The following is a 24,062-nucleotide window of genomic DNA, read 5'->3' as shown; positions in this document are numbered from 1 at the left end:
TGTAATAATAATTTATTTAAAATTATTATAAATAAATATTGACTATCATGTTTGATTCAATATAATTAGGGTATATAGATTGCTAGAAAACACTTTTTTGTTTACAGGAGGAGAAAAGAATGACAAATTCAAATCATAAAAATTTGACAACGAACCAAGGCGTGCCTGTTGGCGATAACCAAAACTCAAGAACAGCTGGTCACCGCGGACCTACCTTTCTTGATGATTACCATTTGATTGAAAAACTCGCACACTTTGATCGTGAACGTATTCCAGAGCGCGTCGTTCATGCAAGAGGCGCCGGCGCTTACGGTGTGTTTGAAGTAGAAAACAGCATGGAGAAACATACAAAAGCAGCCTTCTTAAGTGAAGAAGGAAAACAAACAGACGTTTTTGTTCGCTTCTCCACCGTTATTCATCCGAAAGGTTCACCTGAAACATTGCGTGACCCGCGCGGCTTTGCTGTCAAATTTTATACAGAAGAAGGCAACTATGATCTCGTTGGTAACAACTTGCCGATCTTCTTTATTCGTGATGCATTGAAATTCCCTGATATGGTTCACTCTCTCAAGCCAGATCCTGTAACCAATATTCAAGATCCTGACCGTTATTGGGATTTTATGACCTTAACGCCTGAATCCACTCATATGCTCACATGGCTTTTCTCTGATGAAGGAATCCCTGCAAGCTATGCTGAAATGCGCGGTTCTGGTGTGCATACATTTAGATGGGTGAATAAATACGGCGAAGCAAAATATGTAAAATATCACTGGAGACCTTCTGAAGGTATTCGCAACTTATCTATGGAAGAAGCAGCGGAAATTCAAGCAAACGATTTCCAGCATGCGACAAGAGATTTATATGACCGCATTGAAAAAGGCAACTTCCCAGCATGGGACTTATATGTTCAGCTTATGCCGCTTAGCGATTATGATGAACTTGATTATGATCCATGTGACCCAACAAAAACGTGGAGCGAGGAAGATTACCCGCTTCAAAAAGTAGGACGCATGACACTCAACCGCAATCCTGAAAACTTCTTTGCTGAAACAGAACAGTCTGCTTTCACGCCAAGTGCATTTGTTCCAGGAATTGAGGCATCTGAAGATAAACTGCTTCAAGGCCGTCTGTTCTCATATCCTGATACGCAGCGCCACCGACTTGGTGCGAACTACATGCGCATTCCGGTTAACTGCCCTTATGCACCTGTACACAATAACCAGCAGGATGGCTTTATGACAACGACTCGTCCAAGCGGTCATATTAACTATGAACCAAACCGTTATGCCGATCAGCCAAAAGAAAACCCTCACTACAAAGAAAGTGAGCCAGTTCTTCACGGTGACCGTATGGTGAGACAAAAAATTGAAAAACCGAACGATTTCAAACAAGCTGGAGAAAAATATCGAAGCTACTCTGAAGAAGAGAAACAAGCATTGATTAAAAACCTAACAGCTGATTTGAAAGATGTGAATGACCAAACAAAATTACTTGCAATCTGCAACTTCTATCGTGCCGATGAAGATTACGGCCAGCGATTAGCAGATTCACTTGGTGTGGATATTCGCGCTTATCTTCAAGGTAGCATGAAATAATTCCATTTCGAAAAAAATTGTTGGACAAAGGGCTAAAATGATCTTTATTTTAGCCCCTTGTCTTTTTTGACTGAACGCCTCGAGCACCCTTTACAAAAAAAGGTACTTCTTTATAGTCGAAACACGTTAATACTAATCAAATGACCAGTCACCGGATGAAAATAAATTTCTGCATGTGCGGCAAAGCGAGTTGATCCTTCCTTTACAGTGACGCGAAACACATCTTTTGTCTGCTCATCATTCACTTCTGTCCGGCCAATGTAATGATAATCATTTAAAGCGGCACCTTTATATTCATCTTTAAACGCTGTGTACGCAAGTCTTTCCCAATTTTCAAACGGCTGCACTGCTGCTTTTGATGCAGGATGAATCATCAAACTGCCAAGCAAAACGATTCCTGCTGCAATAAGCATCCACCATTTCGGCTGCATGATATCATTGAACTCACTTTCATATATGTTTTGTTTAGGTTTAGCTGGCCGGTCCTTTTTCATACATGAAGCAATTATTCAGCCTATAATTCCCGGTACACGATTGATGCGGACACCAACTTTTCCCCTGAAAAAGTCGATATGATCCGCGCAAACTAATGAAGACTTCTCAAGGGAAAGGAGAAGGTTTAATGAATGTGGCGGATTATGATAAAGCACTTTATTATACGCATCGCTCGCAATGGGATAATTTACTTATTCTTATGGTACGTACGCAAGATGATTTGCTCTCGAAACGTATTGAGCATTTCTTACATGCGTATCAATTTAACCGGAACGATGCAGATGTTGAAAAATGTTTATATGGGCTCCTGCAGTACATTGATCATGCTTCAGAGGCTGCTGCTTCTGAAGTTTATTCACAACCGATGTACACATAAAGAAAAAGGGCTAAAATGAATTTTTTTTAGCCCTTCCCTTTTATATACAATTAGCAGTGCGCTGTAATGGGAAGCGTTAGAGATAATGTATGGATCGCAAGCTTATTCAAGTTCTCTTTTAATTTGTCATCATGACGAAAATCACTTACTAATTCATATGCCTCCACTAGTTCCCCTCCTATTTTACATTCACCTGTGATTGACCGGTTCATCACCTCCTTTAAAATAAAAAAAGACTTGATGAGCATACACTCATCAAGTCTTTTATGGTTTTTCTATTAGAAATTAGACTGTTCATGCTTCTCTTTTTTATTCAATTCATTGAATTGAATGTGCGCTTAAAAGTTTTAGCATGACGCCTAGATCTCCTTCTGTCATAGCAGCTCTTTCGGCTGATTTTTTTGATAATCCACTGCATACAGAGCCGCTTGGGTTCGATCTGCCAGCTCTAATTTTGATAATACATGAGATACGTGCGTTTTAACAGTTTTTTCAGAAATAAACAGCGATGAGGCAATTTCTTTGTTGCTTTTGCCTTTTGCAATCTCAAATAAGACATCTCGCTCTCTATTGGTGAGCTCTTTCATCAATGCCCATTTCTGCTCTTTTGGCTCTGTCAGATGCTGCACGAGAAAGGTCGTGATATGACCATCTAACTGGTAGGTGTCATTTTGAACTTCAATCATGGTCGAAAGCAGCTTTTCTGGTGCTACATCCTTTAATTGATAGGCTTTCGCCCCTGCTTGAATGGCGGGAATGACATAATCTTTATCCGCATAGCTTGTCAGGATCACAATGCGGGAGTCCGGCATTTCCAGCGTCATTTGTTTCGTTGCCTCAATGCCATTCATTACAGGCATAGACAAATCCATTAAGACAATGTCAGGCCGGGTTTCTCTGACAACCTCTAATGCCTCTTGCCCATTGGACGCCTCACCAACGATGTCCACATCAGACTGTGTCTGCAAGAAAAACACAAGCCCTTTTCTCACAATATGATGATCATCTGCAATGACAACTCTCATGACGATCCCTTCCTTTCTTGTGAAAATGGCACTTTTACATGAATCGTAGTCCCTTTACCTAACTCTGAATGGATACAAAATGTACCACCTGCTCTTCGGATGCGGTCAGACATCCCTTTCAGCCCAAGTGAAAGAAGGCTCATCTGCTCGTCATATTGAAAACCTTTTCCGTTGTCAATGATTTTCATCTCCAACGTGTCTTTTGATTGCTCAAGCTTGACCTCGACTTCTTCTACTTCCGCATGTTTTTGACAGTTATTGAGCGCTTCTTGACATACCCGAAACAAAGTTTCATTGTGAGAATGGTCCATTTCTATACAGCCTGATAAAGATAAAGTGCAGCGTAATCCTAAAAGCTGTGCATACTCTTCAATTGCTGTCGTAAACCCTTTTTCAAGGCCTCTTGGTCTCAGCTGCCAAATGAGTGACCGCATTTCAATTAGAGCGTCTTGAGACAAATGCTGAATAAAATCAATCATTTCCCCTAGATGTTGATCGCTTGTCATTTGCCGTGCAGCCTTAGCAGTCAGACTCACAGAGAACAGCATTTGGTTGACAGAATCATGCAAGTCCTGTGCGAGCCGGTTTCTTTCTTCCAGAAGTGCGTGCTGCTGTTCATTTTGCACAAGCTTCATCCGCTGAATGGCGGTGCCAATTTGAAGTGCAATGCTTTCAAGCAAATTCAGCTCCTCTTGCGTAAATGTGACTTTTCCTTTTGCCGCCACATTTAATAAGCCGAACGTACGCTTACACGCTTTTAGCGGTACGGTTGCATGATGAGTAATTCCTTCTGTATCCCCGAGCTTTTCTTCAATTGCCGTTTCAATCCGTTTGCAGTTAATAATATTGGTGGCTGATTGCAGCGAGCCTTTTGTGTATCGGTTGATGCAATAACAATCATTTTGACACATGAGCTGCTTTTGATGCTTTGCGAGTGCTTCAGGTAAGGAAACCTCTGCCATCAGTTCATATGACCCGTCTTTTTCTATAAAATAAATCCATGCTGAATGAAAACCTGTGACATCCATCAGCATATGGAGCACTTCATGGAGTGTTTCTTTCATTTCCATGCCTTCATTTAGCTTTTCAGCAATTTCTTTTAACGTTTTTAATGTTTCAACCTTCTCTTGGTATTCTCCCATACTGTTTACCCCCGGCATTTGCAGCCTTCACTTATCATTACGCTCATTATACCATGAGCCCCCTCGTCGCTCTTTCTCCAAAAGAATGATTTCTTCTCATCCTTTTGGCTGAGAAAAGGCCATCATGCATTCATACACGATGGCCTTGTCTTTCGTTATTTCGCTGTTTCTTCCACAATATCATAAACGACTTTCATCACTTCTTCTGACAAATGCTTTAGCTTTTCTTCACTATCTGTTAAAGACGTGCCTTTGACTGCAATATAAAATTTCACTTTAGGCTCAGTGCCGGAAGGTCTTAAGCAGAACCACGAACCATCCTCAAGGAAATATTTCAGCACATTTGATGCTGGCAGGTGAATGGTTTCCTCTTTCTTTTCAGCCACAAGTTGTCTTTGACTTGATTGATAATCCTCAATCACTGTGATGCGCTGCCCTGCGATGGCAGCTGGCGGATTTGTTCTAAAGGTATGAAGGATCGCTGAAATCTGCTCTGCTCCTTCTTTTCCTTTTAAGGTTAACGACTTTAATCCTTCCCGGTAAAATCCAAACTGCTTGAAAATATCGACAAGCGCATCGTACAAGGACTTGCCCTGCTTTTTATAGAAGGCAGCAACTTCAACGGCTAAAAGTGCCGCTTGCACCGCATCTTTATCTCGGGCAAAATCACCAATTAAATAGCCATAGCTCTCTTCATAACCGAATTGAAACGTGTATTCTCCGCTCTTTTCAAACTGCTTAATTTTTTCTCCAATAAATTTAAAGCCTGTGAGTGTGTCTATCGTGTCGGCACCAAAAGCTGATGCTACAGCGCGCCCAAGCTCACTTGTGACAATGGTTTTCATCACAACGGGACGAGGCGGCAATTGACCCAGCTTTTGTTTTTCAGACAATAAATAATGAAGCAGCAGGGCGCCTGTCTGGTTGCCTGTTAAGACAGTAAATTCTCCTTCGTGATCTCTGACCGCAATACCTAACCTGTCAGCGTCTGGGTCTGTGGCAATGAGAATATCTGCATTTTGTTTTTCACCAAGCTTGATGGCGTACTCAAATGCTGCATGCTCCTCTGGATTCGGCGAGGTCACTGTTGAGAATTGCGGATCTGGTTTTTCCTGCTCAGGCACAACAGTGACATGCTGATATCCAAGAGCCTGCAGCCCGTTTCTGACAGGGTGATTGGCTGTCCCATGAAGCGGAGTAAACACGACTTTGACATCGACCTCATGTGCCAGCTCAGGGTGCACACTAATGGTTTTTAATTTTTCAATATAAGCATGGTCGATTTCTTCTCCGATTATTTTGATCAGCCCTTGCTGTTTCAACGTTTCTTCAGAATCAACTGAAATCGACAGTTCATTTTCAATTGCATCTACTTCTTGAATGACTTGATCTGCTTCAAATGGAGGCAGCTGCCCGCCATCTTCACCATACACTTTATAGCCATTATATTCTGGTGGATTATGACTTGCTGTCACGACGATTCCAGCAAATGCATGCAGCTCACGAACCGCAAAGGAGAGCTCTGGTGTCGGACGCAATTCATTAAATACGTACGTTTGAATGCCCTGTGAAGCAAGTGTTCTGGCTGCTTCCATTGCAAATTCAGGCGATTTATGGCGTGAATCATATGCAATGCCGACGCCTCTATTTTTTGCATCCTCTCCATGTTTCGCAATATACGCAGCAAGGCCTGCAGATGCTTTACGAACCGTGTACACATTCATTCGGTTCGTGCCTGCACCAATCTCCCCGCGCATTCCTCCAGTGCCGAACTCAAGGTTTTTGTAGAAACAGTCTTCAAGTGCTTGTTGATCATCTTGATGTGCCTCCAGCCATTCCCTTAGCTCAGTATCCAGGTGCTTCTCATTGATCCATCGCTCATAATTCGTCTTCCAACTCATGGTCGTCCTCCCCAGCTCTTATCATCAATAAAATAACATCTACTGTTATTTTATATGGAATCATCCTTTATGTCATGCTATATCATTAGCAGTTGGAAAAAATGCTGCACAAATAAAAAAAGCCGATACATGATCGGCTTTCAGATTTTTGACAAAGGGCTAAAATGATCTTGCTTTAGCCCTTTGTCTTCTTTTTATTCAGCATCAAGCGGTACGACTGCTTCATGGAATAGTTGATCTAATTCTGTTTGATATTTCTGTTTTGCTGCTTCATCCCAGCCAAAACGTTCTGCCATATAATCGATGACTGGCTGTGCATATTTTTTTGCCCAATTGATATTAAATAATAGGCTTCCTGTTCTTCTTAAGAAGAAGTCAACAGGAGTAACGGCTAATTCTTCTTCAATCGCATAGACAAGCTCTGCCAGTACATACGCTGGAATATTTCGTTTGTCTGCTTCCCCTTGAAGCTGCTCGACACGTTTGAAGAGACTGCTGACATTTGAGCCATATTTTTCAGCTAGTTTTTGTGCAATCGGTTCTGTTAAACCAACAGATGCTCCTTCTGCTGTTTTCGCTTGAACAAAGGCTGCCATGTTTTTAGATCCGCCTACATGGCCGCCTGAAATTGGCATATGTTTTGTTTTACATGGTCCATAATCTTTGCCCGTTTCCTGTTTCAGTCCATCACGTACTAGATCGACAATATGCTCAGCCATTTTACGGTAGCCTGTTAATTTACCGCCAGCAATGGTGATTAAGCCTGAAGATGATGTCCACACTTCATCTTTACGAGAAATTTCTGAAGGATCCTTGCCCTCTTCATGAATGAGCGGACGAAGACCGGCCCAATTGGATTCTACATCTTTTTCTGTAATATTGAGATCAGGGAACATGTACTGAATCGCTTGGATAACATAGTCACGATCGGCCTTTGTCATACGCGGGTGCTCCAGCTGTTTTTTGTACACTGTATCTGTTGTTCCAACGTACGTTTTGCCTTCTCTTGGAATGGCAAAGACCATACGTTTATCAGGTGTGTCAAAGTAAATCGCTTGTTTTAATGGGAAGACCGATTGGTCAAATACTAAGTGAATTCCTTTTGTATGCTGTAAGTGTTTTCCTTCTTTTGAGTGGTCCTTGTCTCTCAGCTGATCTACCCATGGACCTGTCGCATTGACGATCTTCTTCGCATACACATCGTAGGTTTTCTGTGTCATGACATCTTCAATGACAACACCAACCACTTTGCCTTTATCATAAATAAATTCTTTTACTTTCGCATAGTTGACCGCCTCCGCTCCAAATTTCACAGCCTCTTTCATGACTTCGATTGTGAGGCGTGCATCATCTGTACGGTATTCAACATAGTAGCCGCCGCCTTTTAAGCCGTCCTTTTTGACAAGCGGTTCTTTTTCAAGTGTTTCTTTTGCACTTAGCATGCTTCTGCGTTCGCTATGCTTTACGCCAGCTAAAAAGTCATACACTCTAAGCCCAATAGAGGTTGAAAACTTACCAAATGTCCCGCCTTTATGCATCGGAAGAAGCATCCATTCTGGCGTTGTGACATGAGGACCATTTTCGTATACAATGGCACGCTCTTTACCGACCTCTGCGACCATTTTCACTTCAAATTGTTTTAAATAACGAAGTCCGCCGTGCACTAGTTTCGTTGAGCGGCTAGACGTACCTGCTGCGAAATCCTGCATTTCTGCAAGACCGACACGCATTCCGCGTGAAGCCGCGTCAAGTGCTGTACCAGCGCCTGTTATACCCCCACCAATGATAAACACATCATATGGTTTTTTTGTCATTTCCTGCAGCATTTGTTCTCTTTCTAAGCTAGAAAAAGTCATCTCTTGTTCCTCCCATGTTGTACGGTAAAGAAAAAGAGACCGCAAACACCCAAAGCGTATTTCTACACTTCGGTGCCTGCGGTCTCTCCAGTTCTCCAACCGTTCTATTAACTTACTTGAAGTATACCATACTTTTGGTTTATTTGAAAGCTTGAGCTGCTTTTACAGCCTTTTTCCACCCGCTGTATAACGAGTCGCGGCTGTCCTCTTCCATTTTAGGGTCAAAGCGCTTGTCAAGGTTCCATTGTTTTGCAATGTCTGAACGGTCGTTCCAGAAGCCAACTGCTATTCCCGCAAGATAGGCCGCACCGAGTGCCGTCGTTTCATTAATTTCTGGACGCTCTACTGGTACATCCAGCAAATCACTTTGGAAGCCCATTAAGAAATCATTCTTTACAGCTCCGCCATCCACACGCAACGTTTTTAATGAGATGTTTGAATCCTTTTCCATCGCATCTAAAACATCCTTCGTTTGATAAGCAAGTGATTCTAACGTTGCACGGACAAAGTGCTCTTTAGAAGTACCCCGTGTTAATCCGAATACAGCGCCTCTGACATCACTGTCCCAGTATGGTGTGCCTAGACCAACGAATGCTGGAACGACATATACGCCCTCTGTTGACTCAACGCGCTTTGCATAGGCTTCGCTGTCTTTTGAGTCTTTAAACATTCTCAGTCCGTCGCGCAGCCACTGAATCGCTGAACCAGCTACGAAAATACTTCCCTCTAAAGCATATTCAACTTTACCGTCAATGCCCCATGCAATTGTCGTTAATAAACCATGATCCGACTTAATTGCTTTTTCCCCTGTATTCATCAACATGAAACATCCTGTACCATACGTGTTCTTCGCCATTCCTTCTTCAAAGCAAGCCTGACCGAATAGTGCAGACTGCTGGTCTCCCGCCGCTCCTGCAATCGGGATATTTCTGCCGAAGAAGTGATAGTCTGTTGTTTCACCATAGATGTGTGAGGATGGTTTCACCTCTGGAAGCATAGAAGCAGGTACGCCAAGAATATCAAGTAATTCTTCATCCCATTTCAGATCGTAAATGTTGAACATTAATGTTCTTGACGCGTTGGAGTAATCTGTGACGTGTGATTGACCGCCTGTCATCTTCCAAATGAGCCATGTATCAATTGTGCCAAACAGCAAGTCGCCATTTTCTGCTTTCTCACGAGCACCTTCTACATTATCTAAAATCCATTTTACTTTTGTCCCTGAGAAATAAGCATCAATGAGAAGACCCGTTTTATTTCTAAACGTTTCATTGTGTCCTTGCGCTTTTAACTCTTCACAAATGCCAGACGTTTGTCTAGACTGCCAAACAATTGCATTATAAACGGGTGCGCCTGTATGTTTATCCCAAACAACTGCTGTCTCACGCTGGTTCGTAATTCCGATACCGGCGATTTGATCTGCTTCAATGCCTGATTCAATTAAAGCAGTTGAAATGACGGATAGAACAGAGCTCCAAATTTCATTTGCATTATGTTCTACCCAGCCTGGGTTCGGAAAATATTGATTAAATTCCTTCTGAGCTGTATGAGCAATTTTGCCTTCTTGATCAAATAAGATCGCTCTTGAGCTTGTTGTCCCTTGATCTAAAGCGAGAATATATTTTTCTTTTGCCATGATGTTTTCCTCCCCTTACATACTTTCATTTACAGCATTTGTTTGATTTTTCGTAGAGACATAGAGTCCTAACAATACCACAACTAAAATAACGCTTACAATCCAAAAGGCTGGAGTGATGTTCGCTTTAAAGGCTGCATTGTAGAAAACACCGCCAAATGCGCCGCCTAAAATTGGACCAACGACTGGCACCCAAGCATACTTCCAATTCGATGGACCTTTACCTGGAATCGGCAGAATCGCATGTGCAATTCTCGGACCTAAATCACGTGCAGGATTGATTGCATAACCAGTTGTTCCGCCTAATGAAAGACCAATTGCCACAATTAAGAATCCAACAATCAGCGGATTGATTCCGTCTGCGAATTTATTTGCACCAATCGCTAAGATTCCTAGAACCAATACAAATGTACCGATGACTTCACTAAGTACGTTTGCAAAAGTATGCGGAATCGCAGGACCAGTTGAGAATACACCCAGCTTTGCACCTGGATCGTCTGTTGCTTTCCAGTGCGGTAAGTAATGTAAAAAGACAATAATAGCTCCTATTAATGCGCCAAGCATTTGACCGGCAATATACATTGGTACATCAGCCCAAGGAAAACTTCCTTCAAGCGCAAGACCAATTGTTAGTGCTGGATTCAAATGCGCTCCGCTGATTCCACCTGTTGCATAAGCTGCTATGGCTACTGCAAATCCCCATCCGAAAGCGATTACAATCCAGCCGGACTGATATGCGAGCGATTTCTTTAAATTGACTGCCGCACATACACCGCCTCCAAAAATAATGAGAAGCATTGTACCTACGACTTCACCCCAAAATGGTGTCATGAAAATTCCTCCTCTGGTTCAGTTGCCATCCCCTATGAATGTGTAAAAAAAGATAAAGAAAAAAGATCCACAACAAACATACTTTACATCAGGGTCATTTGTCACCTAGTAAAGCGCTGTTGTGGATCTCCGTTTCTCCATCACATGATATTAACTTAGTGCTATAGTATCAGAGGATGAAAACGTTGTCAATCAATTTTCACATTTTATCTTTTTCACTTTTGGAACGCTTTCCAAAGGGCTGTATTCGATGTTGTCACAGCTGTAGCTCCTGCTTCAAGTGCTCTTTCTACATCTTCTTTTGTGCGGATAAACCCGCCTGCAAATATTGGAATACCAGCTCGCTCGCGCACTTCTGTAATTAAATCCGGCACAACCCCTGGCAATACTTCAATAAAATCTGGGCGATGTTTCCCTACGAACTCCATACTTTTTTCCATGGCACTTGTATCAAGTAAAAACATTCGCTGAATGGCATATACCTTCTTTTGCTTGGCTTTTACTATGACAGAAGACCTAGTAGAAATAATTCCTGCCGGCTTCATTTCCTGACAAATAAATTCCGTTCCATACTCATCATGTTTGATCCCATGAATGAGATCGACATGAACAAACATTTTTTTATGATGAGCATTTGCCTCATTCATGATGCCCTTTAGCCGGCCTAAATGGACATCAAGTAAGACCCCATATGTAAATGGACTTTTTAAAAATTCCTCAAATTGCTTCATATTGCGAACAGCAGGTAGAATGGGTTGATCATGAAAACTCATATGCCGTCTCCTTCTAAGTGTATTGGTTCAGTCTTCTCCTAACAGTAATAGAATATCTTCTATTTTTCAATACACCTAGTGTATCCAATGCCGATTTCACCTAGCAGCATCTTACTGGATCTATGTATGTGCTTTTTCCATAGAAAAAAGCAGAGAAATCTCTCTGCTATAACTGTGCCATGCTTTCTTTTAGCGTGTTGATAATAAACGAAGCGTCTTCGGCTGTTATATTTAGCGGAGGTGCAAGCTGGGCAACGTTATTATAGCCGGCAACCGTATCACCATTTTTCCCGATGATCAGTCCGCGTTTTTTACATTCAGCAATCAATTGACCGACAACCTGTGGATCAGCTGGTTTTTTGGACTGTTGATCCTGGACAAGCTCAATTCCAAACAGCAGGCCTTTCCCTCTGACATCACCGACAAATGGATGCTCTTTTAACTCTTGCAAACGTTCGAGCATGTCTTGCCCAAGCGTGTCAGACCGTTCTACTAATTTCTCGTTTTCCATGATCTCTAGGTTGGCAAGTGCAACCGCACAAGAAGCAGGGTGACCGCCAAATGTATTTACATGGCGCAGCCTGTCATACGTATCTTCCCCTGCGTACGCTTCATAAATTTCTCGTTTCACGCACGTTGCAGAAAGAGGTAAGTAGCCGCTTGTGATCCCTTTTGCCATTGTGATAATGTCCGGCTTTACTTCCTCATGCATAAAACCAAACCGCTTCCCTGTCCGGCCAAATCCGCAGATGACTTCATCCACAATGAGAAGCGCTCCATGAGCCTCACAGATGTCTTTGACCTTCTTCAAATACCCTTTCGGAGGCATTAAGATACCGCCGCCTGTAATAATCGGCTCCATAATGACCCCAGCAATGGTCTCACTTAGTTCCCACGTCATGGCTTGATCGATTGCCGCTGCACTTGCCAATGTATCTTGATCCTCAGGATGACGATACATATCAGGCGGTGCGACATGGATAAAGCCTTGACCTAATGGTTCATATTTATATTTACGCTGCGCCTGCCCCGTTGCGGCAAGGGCTGCTGCTGTATTGCCGTGATACGACCGATACCTGGAGATGAACTTTGTTCTTGTGCTCTCTTCTTTTTGCGCATGATATTGTTTGGCGATCTTAAATGCGGCTTCATTGGCTTCAGAACCGCTGTTAGAAAAGAAGATGACATAGTCCCCGCCAAGCCATTCATTTAGCTTTTCAGCCAGCTGAATCGCTGGCACATGGCTTTGCGTCAGCGGATAGTAAGGCATTGTATTTAGCTGCTTATATGAAGCTTCTGCCAGCTCTTTTCTGCCATAACCGGCATTTACACACCAAAGACCTGACATCCCGTCTAAATATCGATTCCCATGAATATCAGTCACCCATGCGCCTTCTGCCTCGTGAATGACCATGCTTTCATTTTCCTTGTTTGTCCCTTTCATATGGTGCCAGATCAACTGATCATCTTTCGCCTGAAGATTTTGAGCCTGCTCATGTATTTTCATCTTCCCGCCCCCATGTATCCGTTTTCATCATTAAAGAAGCTTAGACCGGTTCAGCAGCACACTGCCTCTCCATTCATTATATGGATGAAAAGGGAGGCATATGAAACTGAAACTAGGCCGCCCGTAAGAGAGAACCAATCGTTACTTTCATTATAAAAAAGGGGACGGGCTGATTACATTAGACAGATCGTCAACTGATTGAAAAGAACCATAAGACACTCTACTCGGTTGCCTTAGCAAATCTAACATACGTTGTTAACGACGATTTCCTTGCAGGAATTCATATGCAAGAATCGCAAATTCAAGCGCCTGTCGTTTCGGTGCCTGCATCATATCCTCACCAAGCAATGCATGCAGTTTATCGAGTCTATGATAAAGGGTCTGCCTGACAATATAGAGCCGGCTTGCAGTTTCCTTTTTAGAACCGTTTGTCTGTAAAAAGATATTCAGCGTTTGATAGAGTCTTCCGCTATTTTGCTTATCATATAAAATCACAGGCTCCAAATACTCTTTCACCATACATTCAAGCAGTCCGCTTTCCTGCATGACAGGCATAAGACGGAGCATATGCAAATCTTGATAAAATGGGCTTTCAACCCGCTGGGGCATCACTTTCTTTATATGCAGCACTTCCTTGGCTGCCTGAAAGCTTTTTCTCATATGCTGAAACTGTTCACAATATGGACCGATGCCAAAATTGATCACAGTTCCTCGTGGCTGCTCCCGATCATACAATTGTTTGATGTCAGCTGCCGCCTTCTCTGCACGCTCTTTCCAGTCCTCCTTCTTTCTCGTGTTCAATAAAATAAACAAGGTTTGTCCTTGATGCTCATACGGAATCAAGTGGAAACCTGCTCGCTGAATGATGGAGCGGCACGATACGAGAAAATAAAGATTTCCTGCAATTTCTTCGATTTGATGATTCTTTTGAAAGAGCATGACCACACAGCCGGTTGGTTTTTTCAATCCTTCTGTTTCTTCAAGATGCTCTAAAATATCTCTTTCTGAATGCTCTTCTTGGAACCATTTTTGCAGCCATTCGTTCTCTTTTGTCTTCTTCAATTCTTCTGTATAAAGCTCTCTTAGCGTTTGCTGGGCAAGAGCATTTGCTCCTTTATCCATAACGAGCAGTTCGAATTCTGAGAGTGTGTTTGTTTGATGAATGAGCACAAGGTCTGCAAATGTCTGCTTGAGTGCAAGCACTTCTTTTTTGGTCACTTCATATCCTTTTGGCAAGGAAGCAAACTGTAAATAATTCATGACCAGCTCTTCGGTTTGTTTAGAGGAATCACATAAAATAATCGGCTCCCCCTGAACAGGAATGAGTAAAAGAATGCCCCTTACGTGCTGATACACTTGATCCAAAATATCCATCTGCGGATGGGGAGTCAATAAAAGCTCATTCAGCTTTGATGACAGTGCTTCTAAATCAGCCATCATTTGATACTGGCGTTCAATCATCCTCGTATGGAGATGCTGTGTAATGTTGACGAATTTCACTTCTTTTGTAAACAGAATCAGCGGAAAATCTCTTTCTTCTGCATACGCAATCAGTTCTTCCGGCACATCGAATCTGAGCGGAACAAATTCAATACACAAGCCTGCCGCACCAGAATCGATCAGCTGTTTTAAAAATGCTTGAAACACATCCAATTGATCATGAAAGCCTGCGGCTGTTGTTAGTATGAGCTCTCCCCCATTTAACAAATCTTCTACAGCAGGCACTTCTAGCACATGGACCCATTTGACCTGCCGAAACAATCCCTTTTCTCCTGCTAACACTTTTGCATGGGCAAAATACTTTGTTTTCAACACATCACTCACTTGAAAATGAACATCTGCATTCATTGATATGTCCCCCTTTGTTTTGCCGCCTATCCCCTATCCCAGAGGGTGCATAGATAAAATCCATAATAAAACTGGTAATGTCACGATGCTTAAAACGGTACTGAGAAATGTCGTGCTTGAGACAAACTCAGGCTTCGTTCGAAATTGTACAGCCATCAGCGTGGTATTTGCTGCTGTCGGCATGGCTGCAACTAAGATCATAATTTGTTTCACCAAATCATCTACCGGTAAAATGAGCGTAAAACCAAATGCGATGAGAGGTGAGATAAACAGCTTCAGCAATACAGCATAAGAAATATTTCGATAATCCACTTGCTTAAAAGAAATGACGGCGAGCTGCATGCCTAAAATAAGCATAATCGTCGGTATGGCGGCATCCCCCACAAGCTGGACACCCGTCATCACCTCTTTAGGTAATGAAAGATCAAGCAGCTGAAATAATAGCCCGAGGAGTGCCCCATATGCAACAGGCATACGCAGTACTTTTTTCAGCACAACCTTTCCATCTCCTGCATCCTCTCCGCCCTTTGCTGCATAATACATACCGATTGTACTCATGACAAGCTGCTGCAGTACCATTAAAACGATGGCAATATCTAAACCAGCAGCTCCGAAGACAAGCAGGACAACGGGTGTGCCGTAATTCCCATTGTTCATAAATGCTGACGACAGAATCATGGCACAATACATTTCATTCGAATAACCATAAATACGAGATAAAATAAAAACGCATAAAACAAGTGAAAGACAAAGTCCGACGACAAAAATAGATAGGTACACATAGTCCATCGATACTTTGTTTTGATAAAAGGTTTCAAACGCAAGAAATGGTGACATTAAATATAAAGACATTGATGAGAGCGTATGTATGTCAAAACCAATGGCCTTCTGCCCAATATACCCGATAAGAAAGATACCGAACACTGGCAGTAAGACAATTAAAAACTCCATGCTGCACCTACTTTTCTCTAGATGAATTCCTATTCTTCCTCATAATCATACCACTGCTAAACAATAAAAAAGAAGCACCCTTATGAAAGGCCGCTTCTCTCTTCATCCAAATAGAACACTTCCCACAAATGACCATCAAGATCCTGAAAGCTCCAGCCATACATGTACCCATGATCCTGCTTTTCCTTAAACGGTGACCCGCCTGCTGCCATCGCCTGCTCCACCAGCTCATCGACCTCTTCCCGTGAATGAACGCGCATAGAGATTATCACCTCTGATGCTTTTTTTGCATCCACTAATTGTTTCTCTGAAATGGATTGAAAATGCCTAAGAGATAACAGCATGACGGCGATCGTGTCATCAATGACCAAACAGGCCGCCTGATCATTCGTGAACTGCTGCTCAAAGTCAAAACCCAGCCGCTCAAAAAAAGCGATAGATTCCTTCACATGATTTACCGGCAAATTGATATACAAATGTTTAGCTTGTCGTCCCATGTTCCTCTCCTTTTTGAACACATGATCTCCTTTCAGTATATTCAGATTTTGCTCCGGCATCCCTTTGTCAATTGAAAAAATCTGATGTCATCAAAAAGAAGCGCCTCAACAATAGGCGCTTCCTTTCATTATTTCTTATATTCAATATGGTACACGTCTCTTCTTCGGTCTTTGAGCTGACGTACCGTTCCATCTTGCCGCTGTCTTCTTAAAATTTCTAAATCGACATCGCCAACGACAACCATTTCTATATTCGGATTACACTCTCCTACAATTCCATCTCTTGCAAATTCAAAGTCAGATGGGGCAAAAATCGCTGATTGTGCATATTGGACATCCATATTTTCGGTTTGCGGAAGGTTTCCGACAGTTCCTGAAATCACGGTATAAATCTGATTTTCAACCGCTCTAGCCTGTGCACAGTAACGCACTCTTAAATAGCCTTGACGGTCTTCTGTACAGAACGGTGTAAAAATAATTTTCGCTCCTTTATCAGCTGCAATCCGAGCAAGCTCTGGAAATTCAATATCGTAGCAAATTTGGATCGCAATTTTACCGCAGTCTGTATCAAATACCCGAACCTGATCACCTGCTGAAATCCCCCACCATTTTCTTTCATTCGGTGTGATATGGAGCTTATATTGCTTTTCAATTGTTCCATCACGTCTAAATAAATAAGCGATATTGTAGATTTTCCCTTCCTCTTCAACGAAATGTGATCCGCCGATGATGTTAATGTTGTACTTCACAGAAAGGTCTGTAAACAAATTAATGTAATCCTCGGTATATTCCGTGATCCGCTGAACTGCAAGACTTGGGGAGCGCTCCTCTAAGTAAGACATGAGCTGCGTTGTAAAAATTTCTGGGAATACGGCAAAGTCAGCTGACGCATCTGATGCGACATCAACATAATACTCCACCTGATTCATAAATTCCTCGAAGGAATGAATTTGTTTCATCGCATATTGAATGACGCAAATGCGAACTGGGAACGCCGATTTATAAAATCTTTTCGATTGCGGACGATAATCAACATTATTCCATTCCATTAACGTCGCATATGTGCTCGATGCCTTATCATCCGGCAAGTAATTCGGGTTGATCCGCATGAGGCTGAATTCATTTAACAGCTGAAAAGATAAAACAGGATCATAAATTTGGTGAAGCATGACCTGCTCCACATATTGACGAGGCGTCATTTCCTCTTGGTATTTATGATAATTCGGGATGCGTCCGCCAATGATGATGCTTTTTAAATTTAATCTTCTCGCTAAGTCTTTTCTTGCTTCATACAAACGATGGCCAATTTTCATGCGGCGGTATTCAGGACTAACCATCACTTCAATTCCATACATATTCATCCCATCTGGATTATGGTTAGTGATGTACCCATCATCTGTGATGTCCTGCCAAGTATGACGGTCATCGTATTCATCAAAGTTAATTAATAAACTTGAACAAGAGCCAATGATTTCCCCCTCAAATTCAGCACAAAACTGACCTTCTGGGAAATGCTCAAGATGGCTTTCAAGGTGCTCTCGTTTCCAAGGGTCCATGCCCGGAAAGCATACCTCCTGCAAGGCGATGATTCGGTCAATATCTTCTTCCCGGATATTACGGATCACCATTCTTTTTTCAAACCGCGTTAAATCGAGTTTTTCTGCCATGATGTTTTTGCCCCCTTACTGATCCTCTTTTTCAAGCTGATGGAATAGCTGGAGCAATTCGATTTCAGCCATGGATTCTAATCTGACATCATATTCTTCAAACTGCAGCGTGCTCGTCACTTTGTTTGGGACGATGACGCATTTCATGCCTGCACGTTTGGCAGCAATTGATCCATTCACTGAATCCTCAAATGCCACACAATCCTTTGGCTCTACACCTAAGCAGCTTGCGGTTTGCAAATAAAGCTCTGGATGAGGTTTGACTTCTTCCACATCATCTGACGTACGGATACATTCAAAGTAATCGAAAAGACCAATTTGCTTCAGGTGATCAGACACCCATTTATAGTCTGAGCTGGAAGCAAGTCCAATCTTGATTCCAAGCTCCTTCGCTGCCTGTAAATAAGCTTCTACGCCAGGTCGTGCTGATTCATCCTTCATTCTCTTTTGAAAACGAGAACGCCGGTCCGCTGTGAGTGCCTCATGATCGAGCGTCTTTCCTAGCTGCTTTTCTAAGTATTCAAAAGGCTTAAAGCCCGCCTGCGTCCCGATGACGTTGCCCCATACAGAAAGAGGCAGTTCCGACTCATGCTCCGCAAACATTTCTTGTAAAACTTCATATTCATGTGTTTCTGTATCTAAAATTAATCCGTCAAAATCAAATATAATCGCCTTTACCAACGAGGCCACTCCTTTTTTTTACGAAAGTCTTTAATATGATACTCAATGCTATCATATCGTGAATAAAATTGACTTTCAAAGATGAATGTCTGCTAAAATAATTATGTATAAAAGGAGCCTGTACCATTTTGTCAGGCTCCTACCCGTGTTCGGTTTATTCTGCAAGAGGTCCAAGCGCTCCGATTCGTGGAGAAATAGGCAATGTTGAAAAAGAGCGGGTTTGGTATTACAGATCTAAAGGTTTCTCCGTTCCCTTAAAAATAGTATGTGCGGCAGCCTTGTAAGTTAACAAGGAAGTTCACACCAACTTTTACGCATTTTGAAGGCGGCGGCTGGCAAAATCGTCTAAATCAAACGGAAAAGAAAAGCCGCATGCATTGACCTGCTCACGGTTTCGCTCGAATAGCTCACGATCACGCTTTGTCATATGGCGTTTAGGTTTTACAATAATGGTATGTAATAGCTGAAGTCCCGATAAAATACGAAAAGCATCGTCCATCGTTCCGTTATAAACCCCTTCAACAAAGGTCAGCGGGCGTTCTTGTTGACGCGCAACTGGGTTTTCACCGACAGCATGGGATAGAAGATCTTCAACATCCTTTGATATTTCTTCAATTGCCTGCTCTTGCAGGTCTGTAGCAGCTTTCATTATTCTCACGTGGCATCTACCTCTCTGTCGTTAGTTCTCCATTCAGAATAGCACAGAAAAAAAGGCGTTCGCCAAGGTAAGTGTTTCCTATATATACCCAAAGAGAGGAACGGATATTATGAATATTAACGGGCACACGCTCTCACTAAAAGCAGGTGAGCAGCATCATGACACTTCACTTAGTCAGTTTTTAAAAACTGCCGTATCGGCCTCAAAACCGATTATCCATTTTTGGATGGAGCATCAAAAAATACGTTTAAATCAAAAGCCTGCCCATCACGCGGCAAAAGTCAGTACAGGCGATCACATCCTGATCGATTTATTTGAAACGGAAGAAAGTGATGTGACGCCAGAATATGGTGAATTAGAGGTGCTCTTTGAGGACGAGCACTTATTGATTGTGCAAAAGCCCGCTGGACGGCCAACGCACCCGAATGAAAAGGGACAAACGGGCACACTGGCAAACCTTGTGGCCTTTCATTTTCAAGCAAATGGCGAGGAAAAGCGAGTGAGACATATTCACAGACTCGATCAAGACACAAGCGGCACGGTCATTTTTGCTAAACACAGATTAGCTCATGCTGTGCTTGATCAAATGCTTTCTAAAAAAACGATCACCCGAACTTACATCGCTATCGCAGAAGGACTTTTCAAGAAAAAGAAAGGCACGATCGATGCAGCGATCGGACGTGACAAGCATCATGCCGTCAGACGAAGAATCTCTCCTACTGGTCAAAGTGCTGTGACTCATTTTCAGGTTATGGACACCAATAAACGCCTGCAAATGACAGCCGTTAAGCTGCAATTAGAGACCGGAAGAACACATCAAATTCGTGTCCATCTTAGCAGTCTTGGGCATCCTTTAGCCGGGGATTCACTTTATGGCGGTGCTCGCGCTTATATCAACAGATGCGCTCTTCACGCCAAACAAGTAGACATGACACATCCTTTTACAGGTGAGCATCTGAGCATAGAAGCGCCGCTTCCACCAGATATGGCTCAGCTCATGGACGAGATCATTCATTAAAAAAGAGCCTGCTGATTAAATGCAGGCTCTTTCTTCATTAGACAGATGCTCTTTTTGCATAAATAATATATCGCTCTGGTGCATTGCCGACGAAATGAAATGGATAGCATGTCGTTAACACGAGCTCTTCTTTTTCATTCTGCAAAGTAATAATGGATGTATCATGCTGATCCACGATTTTCGTATGTGTGATTTCATAAAGAAACTCACCATACGGCACAGTGATTTTCAGCTGATCCCCAATATCCAGCTCACCTGTTCGGCGAAATACCGTGTCGCGATGGCCAGATAGGACGATTTGTCCCTTTTGATCAGGGTAATAACTGCCTTTGTAATGCCCGACTCCTTTGGCAAGATCATCCGCATCTGTCCCTTCGACAATGGGAAGGTCTGCTTTTAATTTCGGAATCGTCAGGATGCCAGAGGCTTTCCCCACTTCAGGAGAAAACTGCTTCTTTGACATCCTTTGATCGTCCGCTACCGCTTTCTTCGCGGCTTCTAATGATTGTGCTGTTTGAAGGTGTGTAGAGGCGATTTGCCAAATTCCCCAGCCGAGCAAGACAATTCCTGCTGTCATCACAGTAAGTGCAAGCCACTTTTTCATGCTTAAACTCCTTTACCTGTTACATTTCCTTAGATGAAACGCTCTTTAGCTTGCTGCTTTTTCTTCTTGTTTTGCTTTTTGAATGCGTCCCTCTTTTTGATACACAATGGAAGCTCCTTCAAAGCTCTTCACAAAAGCGACAGTGGCTTCTAAATCCTCTGGACCTGTTTCAGGATTTTTCCCCAGCCTTCCTATCGGTGCATACTTACTGCCAGTTGCAGTTGCCATAAAGTTATTCACCGTGAGTGTATACGTTTGATCGAGCGCAACGTCTGATCCATCTGGCAGCTTTAAGTCGACTACTTTATATGTTACCGGATCATAGGAATATGAAAAACCCGAAATGCTATAATCTGGTCCAAATTGAGGAGAAATTTGCGCTTCAATGATCTCAGCCAAGTCTTTCCCCTTAATCTCAAGTTTAACTAAGACGTTGCCAAAAGGCTGAATATTAAACAGATCTCCCCACGTAATCGGCCCTTTTTCAAGGTTTTGCCTGATGCCGCCGCCATTCATCATGGCAAAATCACTTTTCATAGAATACCTCATACCATCAGCAATCAAATTACCGAGCGGCGTGTCTCCATCATTTGAATAGCCGCCCTCCATTTTGACACCAGCTTCTCCAACGACCTCACTAATAATCGGCTCAACTTCTTTCCCGTAATGAGCCAAGATGCCGGCTGCTTCCTTGTCCTTTTCAATACCAGACTGATCTACATACTGGATATTTGCACTCTTTTTGACAATATCCTTCGTTTTGCGGTCAAGTGTTACATTGACTTCGCCAACGGCCTTCCCATATTCAAAGGCTTGAACAATTAATTTCCCATTGACCTCTCCGTTTACCACTTCGTGATTATGCCCTGCAAAGATGACATCAATTTCATCATCGCCTTCTTTGGCCAGCTTCGCACTTTCTCCAGTGATGGTATCTCCATTTTGAGAGGCTGTCATATGAGCTAAGACCGCAATGGCTTTGATCCCTTTTTGTTTTAATTCCTTCGCGGCTTCATTAACGGCCTTGACTTCATCTGTAAACTGAATGTCTTTAATCCCTTCTGGCATCACCATTCCTGCGGCTGACTTTGTCACAACACCGATAAATGCTACAGGAATTCCCTCGACATCTATGATTTCATAAGCAGGTAAAAGTGGTTTACCTGTATCCTTGTATTCACAGTTTGCACAAACGAGTGGAAAATTCTGTCCGTCATATCCCTTTGTGCCTTTAGGATGATCTCCGCCATTTATGATCCGTAATAGCTCGTCCACCCCTTCATCAAATTCATGGTTGCCGACCGTGCCAACATCAAAACCAATGTTCTCCATGAGTTCAACAGTTGGTTCATCCTGCAGAAGAGACGATATTGGAGAGCTGCCGCCAATCATATCTCCGGCGTGAACTGTGATCGTATTTTTGTGTGCTGCTTGTTTTTGTTTCATATAAGCCGCCACATAATCCATCCGTCCGTACGTTCCTTTATTGCCATCACCTTTTAGATCCAGCTCGTATTGTTGATCAATTTTTCCGTGTAAATCATTCATGCTTAAAATGGTTAACGGGACTTCCCCAGCTTCCTCTGCCGGCTGATAGCCAGCCTGTTCTGCTTCTTCTTTTGAAGCAAAAAAGATGCGTTTATCTACAGCGATTTCTTTCCAGCTGTCAGGCGATACGTACGTTTTCGCTGATGAATCACCGACGTAGCGTGTCAGTCCTTTTTTCTGTTCACGTGCCCTAAATTCAAACGGCTGTTCCAGCAGCGGGTCCGCTTCGTTCCATATGCCCAGCCCTTTTTCTTTCGCCTCTTTGACCGCTTTTTGGAACATCTGATAGTCCTTTTCATCTCCAATCGGCCAGATGAAATACGTAGGAGCATATCCTTTTTTCACAAGCTCTAAATTCGTATTGACCCCTTTTTTGGTTTTCACTTGAGCTAAAAGACGTCCATAGTCGTCCTTCGCTTCAGGACCAATCTTTAATGTGACTTTATCTCCGCTTGAGAGCAGAGTATTTAAATAGTCCGCCGCCTTCTGTCCAAAACGCAGCTGGTTTTGATCTAATTCATTTTTTGGCTTATGGTACGTTTCCGGCGTGTCCATATTCACAAAGCGCACCTTTGTTGTACCAAGCACAGGCTTCTTTAAATGAATCGTATCACCATCCACTACCCGGTCAACCGTTGCCTCGTATTCTTTCTTGATTTTTGGCGGCTTTGGCTGGCGTTTCAGCAGACTGACATCACCCTTGTGTCTTGGAAGCACCTGCAGCGTATCATATCTGCTTAAAACTCCTGTAAACTCATACCATTTCCCTGTCTTTACTTCATCAATGGCACTTGTATCCACCATCACTCTAAGGATGGTGCTGTGATATTTTTTATCAATAATCACGACATTATATCCACCGCCAGCCGGCTGCTCTGGCTTTGATTCAACATAGCCTTTGATCTTCACAAGTTTTCCTTCATGTTTATGTGCCTGATCCGTTTCTAGTTGTTTCAGTGAGACTCGCTTTGGCTTTGGCAAGGTTTGATTGACAGCATCTACCTTCAGGGCATCTCGATCCGGCACAATTTCAATCAGTCCTTTATAAGACGTGATCTTCCCCGTTACTGTCACCTTCATGCCTGTTTTCAGTTCTGGGAAGTTGTTGGGCTGTACTGAATAAATATTGATTCCTGCTGATTTGTCTTGAATGTACGTTGACAGTTTCCCATTGCCTATAGCCGATTGGTCTGCTGTCACAATTCCACTCACCGTCACCGTTTCTCCGATCAGCAGACGGGCTTTCTTGATTTTCATTGGCTTCTTTTGGTTCCAAACCGTTTCCTTCTTTTCAGACGCAATGGCTTGTTCTGCTGTAATCATGCCAGGCAGTAAGGATTGCAGACTAAAGATCACTAAAACCAGACAGCAGATCATACGAATGGATCGAACACGTTTCATTAGACCCTCCCCTTCCGAGCTTTATCTCTCATAGTGTACTAAGTAAATATTG

20 protein-coding genes are annotated in these 24,062 nt (G+C 42.7%); 3 read left to right on the top strand and 17 right to left on the bottom strand.

Annotated elements, in window-relative coordinates; all coding sequences use genetic code 11:
- Nucleotides 1-119: 119 nt before the first annotated feature.
- Entirely contained in the window at nt 120-1,595 is a 1,476-nt protein-coding gene (locus MHB69_RS04605) for a catalase (protein WP_024426596.1), read from the top strand.
- A gap of 110 nt (nt 1,596-1,705) precedes the next feature.
- On the opposite strand, the gene MHB69_RS04600 is transcribed toward MHB69_RS04605, so the two are convergent.
- Nucleotides 1,706-1,969 carry a YqzG/YhdC family protein gene (locus MHB69_RS04600; RefSeq protein ID WP_224426432.1) on the bottom strand — a complete coding sequence of 88 codons (264 nt, stop codon included), beginning with the start codon at nt 1,967-1,969 and terminating at the stop codon, nt 1,706-1,708.
- A 248-nt stretch (nt 1,970-2,217) separates the two neighbouring features.
- On the opposite strand from MHB69_RS04600, the gene MHB69_RS04595 reads away from it, so the two are divergent.
- Nucleotides 2,218-2,466, top strand: a complete 249-nt coding sequence (locus MHB69_RS04595) for a YhdB family protein (protein ID WP_024426598.1) — start codon at nt 2,218-2,220, stop codon at nt 2,464-2,466.
- A gap of 374 nt (nt 2,467-2,840) precedes the next feature.
- Here MHB69_RS04595 and MHB69_RS04590 read toward each other — a convergent pair whose 3' ends face one another.
- From MHB69_RS04590 to MHB69_RS04525, 14 genes are all read right to left on the bottom strand, one after another.
- Nucleotides 2,841-3,491, bottom strand: a complete 651-nt coding sequence (locus MHB69_RS04590) for a response regulator transcription factor (RefSeq protein ID WP_268480431.1) — start codon at nt 3,489-3,491, stop codon at nt 2,841-2,843.
- Nucleotides 3,488-4,633, bottom strand: coding sequence for a GAF domain-containing sensor histidine kinase (locus MHB69_RS04585; RefSeq protein WP_120207513.1), 1,146 nt, complete (start codon nt 4,631-4,633; stop codon nt 3,488-3,490). Before MHB69_RS04585 ends, MHB69_RS04590 begins: the two co-directional genes overlap by 4 nt.
- Before the next feature lie 155 nt (nt 4,634-4,788).
- Nucleotides 4,789-6,534, bottom strand: a complete 1,746-nt coding sequence (locus MHB69_RS04580) for a phospho-sugar mutase (RefSeq protein ID WP_342496044.1) — start codon at nt 6,532-6,534, stop codon at nt 4,789-4,791.
- A 194-nt stretch (nt 6,535-6,728) separates the two neighbouring features.
- Complete coding sequence (gene glpD, locus MHB69_RS04575; RefSeq protein ID WP_034282271.1) at nt 6,729-8,390, bottom strand: glycerol-3-phosphate dehydrogenase; 1,662 nt, start codon at nt 8,388-8,390, stop codon at nt 6,729-6,731.
- A 139-nt stretch (nt 8,391-8,529) separates the two neighbouring features.
- On the bottom strand, nt 8,530-10,026 hold the full coding sequence (gene glpK, locus MHB69_RS04570) for a glycerol kinase GlpK (protein ID WP_034282273.1): 1,497 nt from the start codon (nt 10,024-10,026) through the stop codon (nt 8,530-8,532).
- Between the two features lie 15 nt (nt 10,027-10,041).
- The gene (locus MHB69_RS04565) at nt 10,042-10,857 is read right to left on the bottom strand and encodes an MIP/aquaporin family protein (protein WP_024425303.1); all 816 of its coding nucleotides are present in this window, start codon (nt 10,855-10,857) and stop codon (nt 10,042-10,044) included.
- Between the two features lie 215 nt (nt 10,858-11,072).
- Nucleotides 11,073-11,630, bottom strand: coding sequence for a glycerol-3-phosphate responsive antiterminator (locus MHB69_RS04560; protein ID WP_024425304.1), 558 nt, complete (start codon nt 11,628-11,630; stop codon nt 11,073-11,075).
- A 166-nt stretch (nt 11,631-11,796) separates the two neighbouring features.
- Nucleotides 11,797-13,137 (bottom strand): aspartate aminotransferase family protein, encoded by a 1,341-nt coding sequence (locus tag MHB69_RS04555; RefSeq protein ID WP_034282275.1) that lies wholly within the window; start codon nt 13,135-13,137, stop codon nt 11,797-11,799.
- Between the two features lie 255 nt (nt 13,138-13,392).
- A complete protein-coding gene (locus MHB69_RS04550) occupies nt 13,393-14,985 on the bottom strand; it encodes a PucR family transcriptional regulator ligand-binding domain-containing protein (protein WP_342496043.1) in 1,593 nt (530 codons plus the stop codon).
- 33 nt (nt 14,986-15,018) lie between these two features.
- Entirely contained in the window at nt 15,019-15,936 is a 918-nt protein-coding gene (locus MHB69_RS04545) for an AEC family transporter (protein WP_034282279.1), read from the bottom strand.
- An 80-nt stretch (nt 15,937-16,016) separates the two neighbouring features.
- Nucleotides 16,017-16,433 carry a VOC family protein gene (locus MHB69_RS04540; RefSeq protein WP_342496042.1) on the bottom strand — a complete coding sequence of 139 codons (417 nt, stop codon included), beginning with the start codon at nt 16,431-16,433 and terminating at the stop codon, nt 16,017-16,019.
- 128 nt (nt 16,434-16,561) lie between these two features.
- Nucleotides 16,562-18,100, bottom strand: a complete 1,539-nt coding sequence (locus tag MHB69_RS04535; RefSeq protein ID WP_034282283.1) for a bifunctional GNAT family N-acetyltransferase/carbon-nitrogen hydrolase family protein — start codon at nt 18,098-18,100, stop codon at nt 16,562-16,564.
- 15 nt (nt 18,101-18,115) lie between these two features.
- Nucleotides 18,116-18,781, bottom strand: coding sequence for an HAD family hydrolase (locus MHB69_RS04530; RefSeq protein WP_034282284.1), 666 nt, complete (start codon nt 18,779-18,781; stop codon nt 18,116-18,118).
- 310 nt (nt 18,782-19,091) lie between these two features.
- Nucleotides 19,092-19,439 carry a DUF5365 family protein gene (locus tag MHB69_RS04525; RefSeq protein WP_342496041.1) on the bottom strand — a complete coding sequence of 116 codons (348 nt, stop codon included), beginning with the start codon at nt 19,437-19,439 and terminating at the stop codon, nt 19,092-19,094.
- A 109-nt stretch (nt 19,440-19,548) separates the two neighbouring features.
- Between MHB69_RS04525 and MHB69_RS04520 the strand changes: the two genes are divergently transcribed.
- Complete coding sequence (locus MHB69_RS04520) at nt 19,549-20,457, top strand: RluA family pseudouridine synthase (RefSeq protein ID WP_342489325.1); 909 nt, start codon at nt 19,549-19,551, stop codon at nt 20,455-20,457.
- A gap of 37 nt (nt 20,458-20,494) precedes the next feature.
- On the opposite strand, the gene MHB69_RS04515 is transcribed toward MHB69_RS04520, so the two are convergent.
- Both MHB69_RS04515 and MHB69_RS04510 read right to left on the bottom strand, forming a co-directional pair.
- Complete coding sequence (locus MHB69_RS04515) at nt 20,495-21,061, bottom strand: class D sortase (RefSeq protein WP_034282287.1); 567 nt, start codon at nt 21,059-21,061, stop codon at nt 20,495-20,497.
- Nucleotides 21,062-21,106: 45 nt separating this feature from the next.
- A complete protein-coding gene (locus MHB69_RS04510; RefSeq protein WP_342496040.1) occupies nt 21,107-24,010 on the bottom strand; it encodes a 5'-nucleotidase C-terminal domain-containing protein in 2,904 nt (967 codons plus the stop codon).
- Between the last annotated feature and the right edge of the window lie 52 nt (nt 24,011-24,062).

This window comes from Bacillus sp. FSL K6-0994 (genome assembly GCF_038630815.1).
In the GTDB taxonomy this organism is placed as follows: domain Bacteria; phylum Bacillota; class Bacilli; order Bacillales; family Bacillaceae; genus Bacillus; species Bacillus safensis.
Note: the sequence above shows the minus strand (reverse complement) of the source record. Positions and strands in the feature narration are given on the sequence as shown.

Coding starts and splice junctions, on each gene's coding strand:
- MHB69_RS04605 (WP_024426596.1), top strand. CDS start 120: ATGACAAATTCAAATCATAAAAATTTGACAACGAACCAAGGCGTGCCT.
- MHB69_RS04600 (WP_224426432.1), bottom strand. CDS start 1,969: ATGATTCATCCTGCATCAAAAGCAGCAGTGCAGCCGTTTGAAAATTGG.
- MHB69_RS04595 (WP_024426598.1), top strand. CDS start 2,218: ATGAATGTGGCGGATTATGATAAAGCACTTTATTATACGCATCGCTCG.
- MHB69_RS04590 (WP_268480431.1), bottom strand. CDS start 3,491: ATGAGAGTTGTCATTGCAGATGATCATCATATTGTGAGAAAAGGGCTT.
- MHB69_RS04585 (WP_120207513.1), bottom strand. CDS start 4,633: ATGGGAGAATACCAAGAGAAGGTTGAAACATTAAAAACGTTAAAAGAA.
- MHB69_RS04580 (WP_342496044.1), bottom strand. CDS start 6,534: ATGAGTTGGAAGACGAATTATGAGCGATGGATCAATGAGAAGCACCTG.
- glpD (WP_034282271.1), bottom strand. CDS start 8,390: ATGACTTTTTCTAGCTTAGAAAGAGAACAAATGCTGCAGGAAATGACA.
- glpK (WP_034282273.1), bottom strand. CDS start 10,026: ATGGCAAAAGAAAAATATATTCTCGCTTTAGATCAAGGGACAACAAGC.
- MHB69_RS04565 (WP_024425303.1), bottom strand. CDS start 10,857: ATGACACCATTTTGGGGTGAAGTCGTAGGTACAATGCTTCTCATTATT.
- MHB69_RS04560 (WP_024425304.1), bottom strand. CDS start 11,630: ATGAGTTTTCATGATCAACCCATTCTACCTGCTGTTCGCAATATGAAG.
- MHB69_RS04555 (WP_034282275.1), bottom strand. CDS start 13,137: ATGAAAATACATGAGCAGGCTCAAAATCTTCAGGCGAAAGATGATCAG.
- MHB69_RS04550 (WP_342496043.1), bottom strand. CDS start 14,985: ATGAATGCAGATGTTCATTTTCAAGTGAGTGATGTGTTGAAAACAAAG.
- MHB69_RS04545 (WP_034282279.1), bottom strand. CDS start 15,936: ATGGAGTTTTTAATTGTCTTACTGCCAGTGTTCGGTATCTTTCTTATC.
- MHB69_RS04540 (WP_342496042.1), bottom strand. CDS start 16,433: ATGGGACGACAAGCTAAACATTTGTATATCAATTTGCCGGTAAATCAT.
- MHB69_RS04535 (WP_034282283.1), bottom strand. CDS start 18,100: ATGGCAGAAAAACTCGATTTAACGCGGTTTGAAAAAAGAATGGTGATC.
- MHB69_RS04520 (WP_342489325.1), top strand. CDS start 19,549: ATGAATATTAACGGGCACACGCTCTCACTAAAAGCAGGTGAGCAGCAT.
- MHB69_RS04515 (WP_034282287.1), bottom strand. CDS start 21,061: ATGAAAAAGTGGCTTGCACTTACTGTGATGACAGCAGGAATTGTCTTG.
- MHB69_RS04510 (WP_342496040.1), bottom strand. CDS start 24,010: ATGAAACGTGTTCGATCCATTCGTATGATCTGCTGTCTGGTTTTAGTG.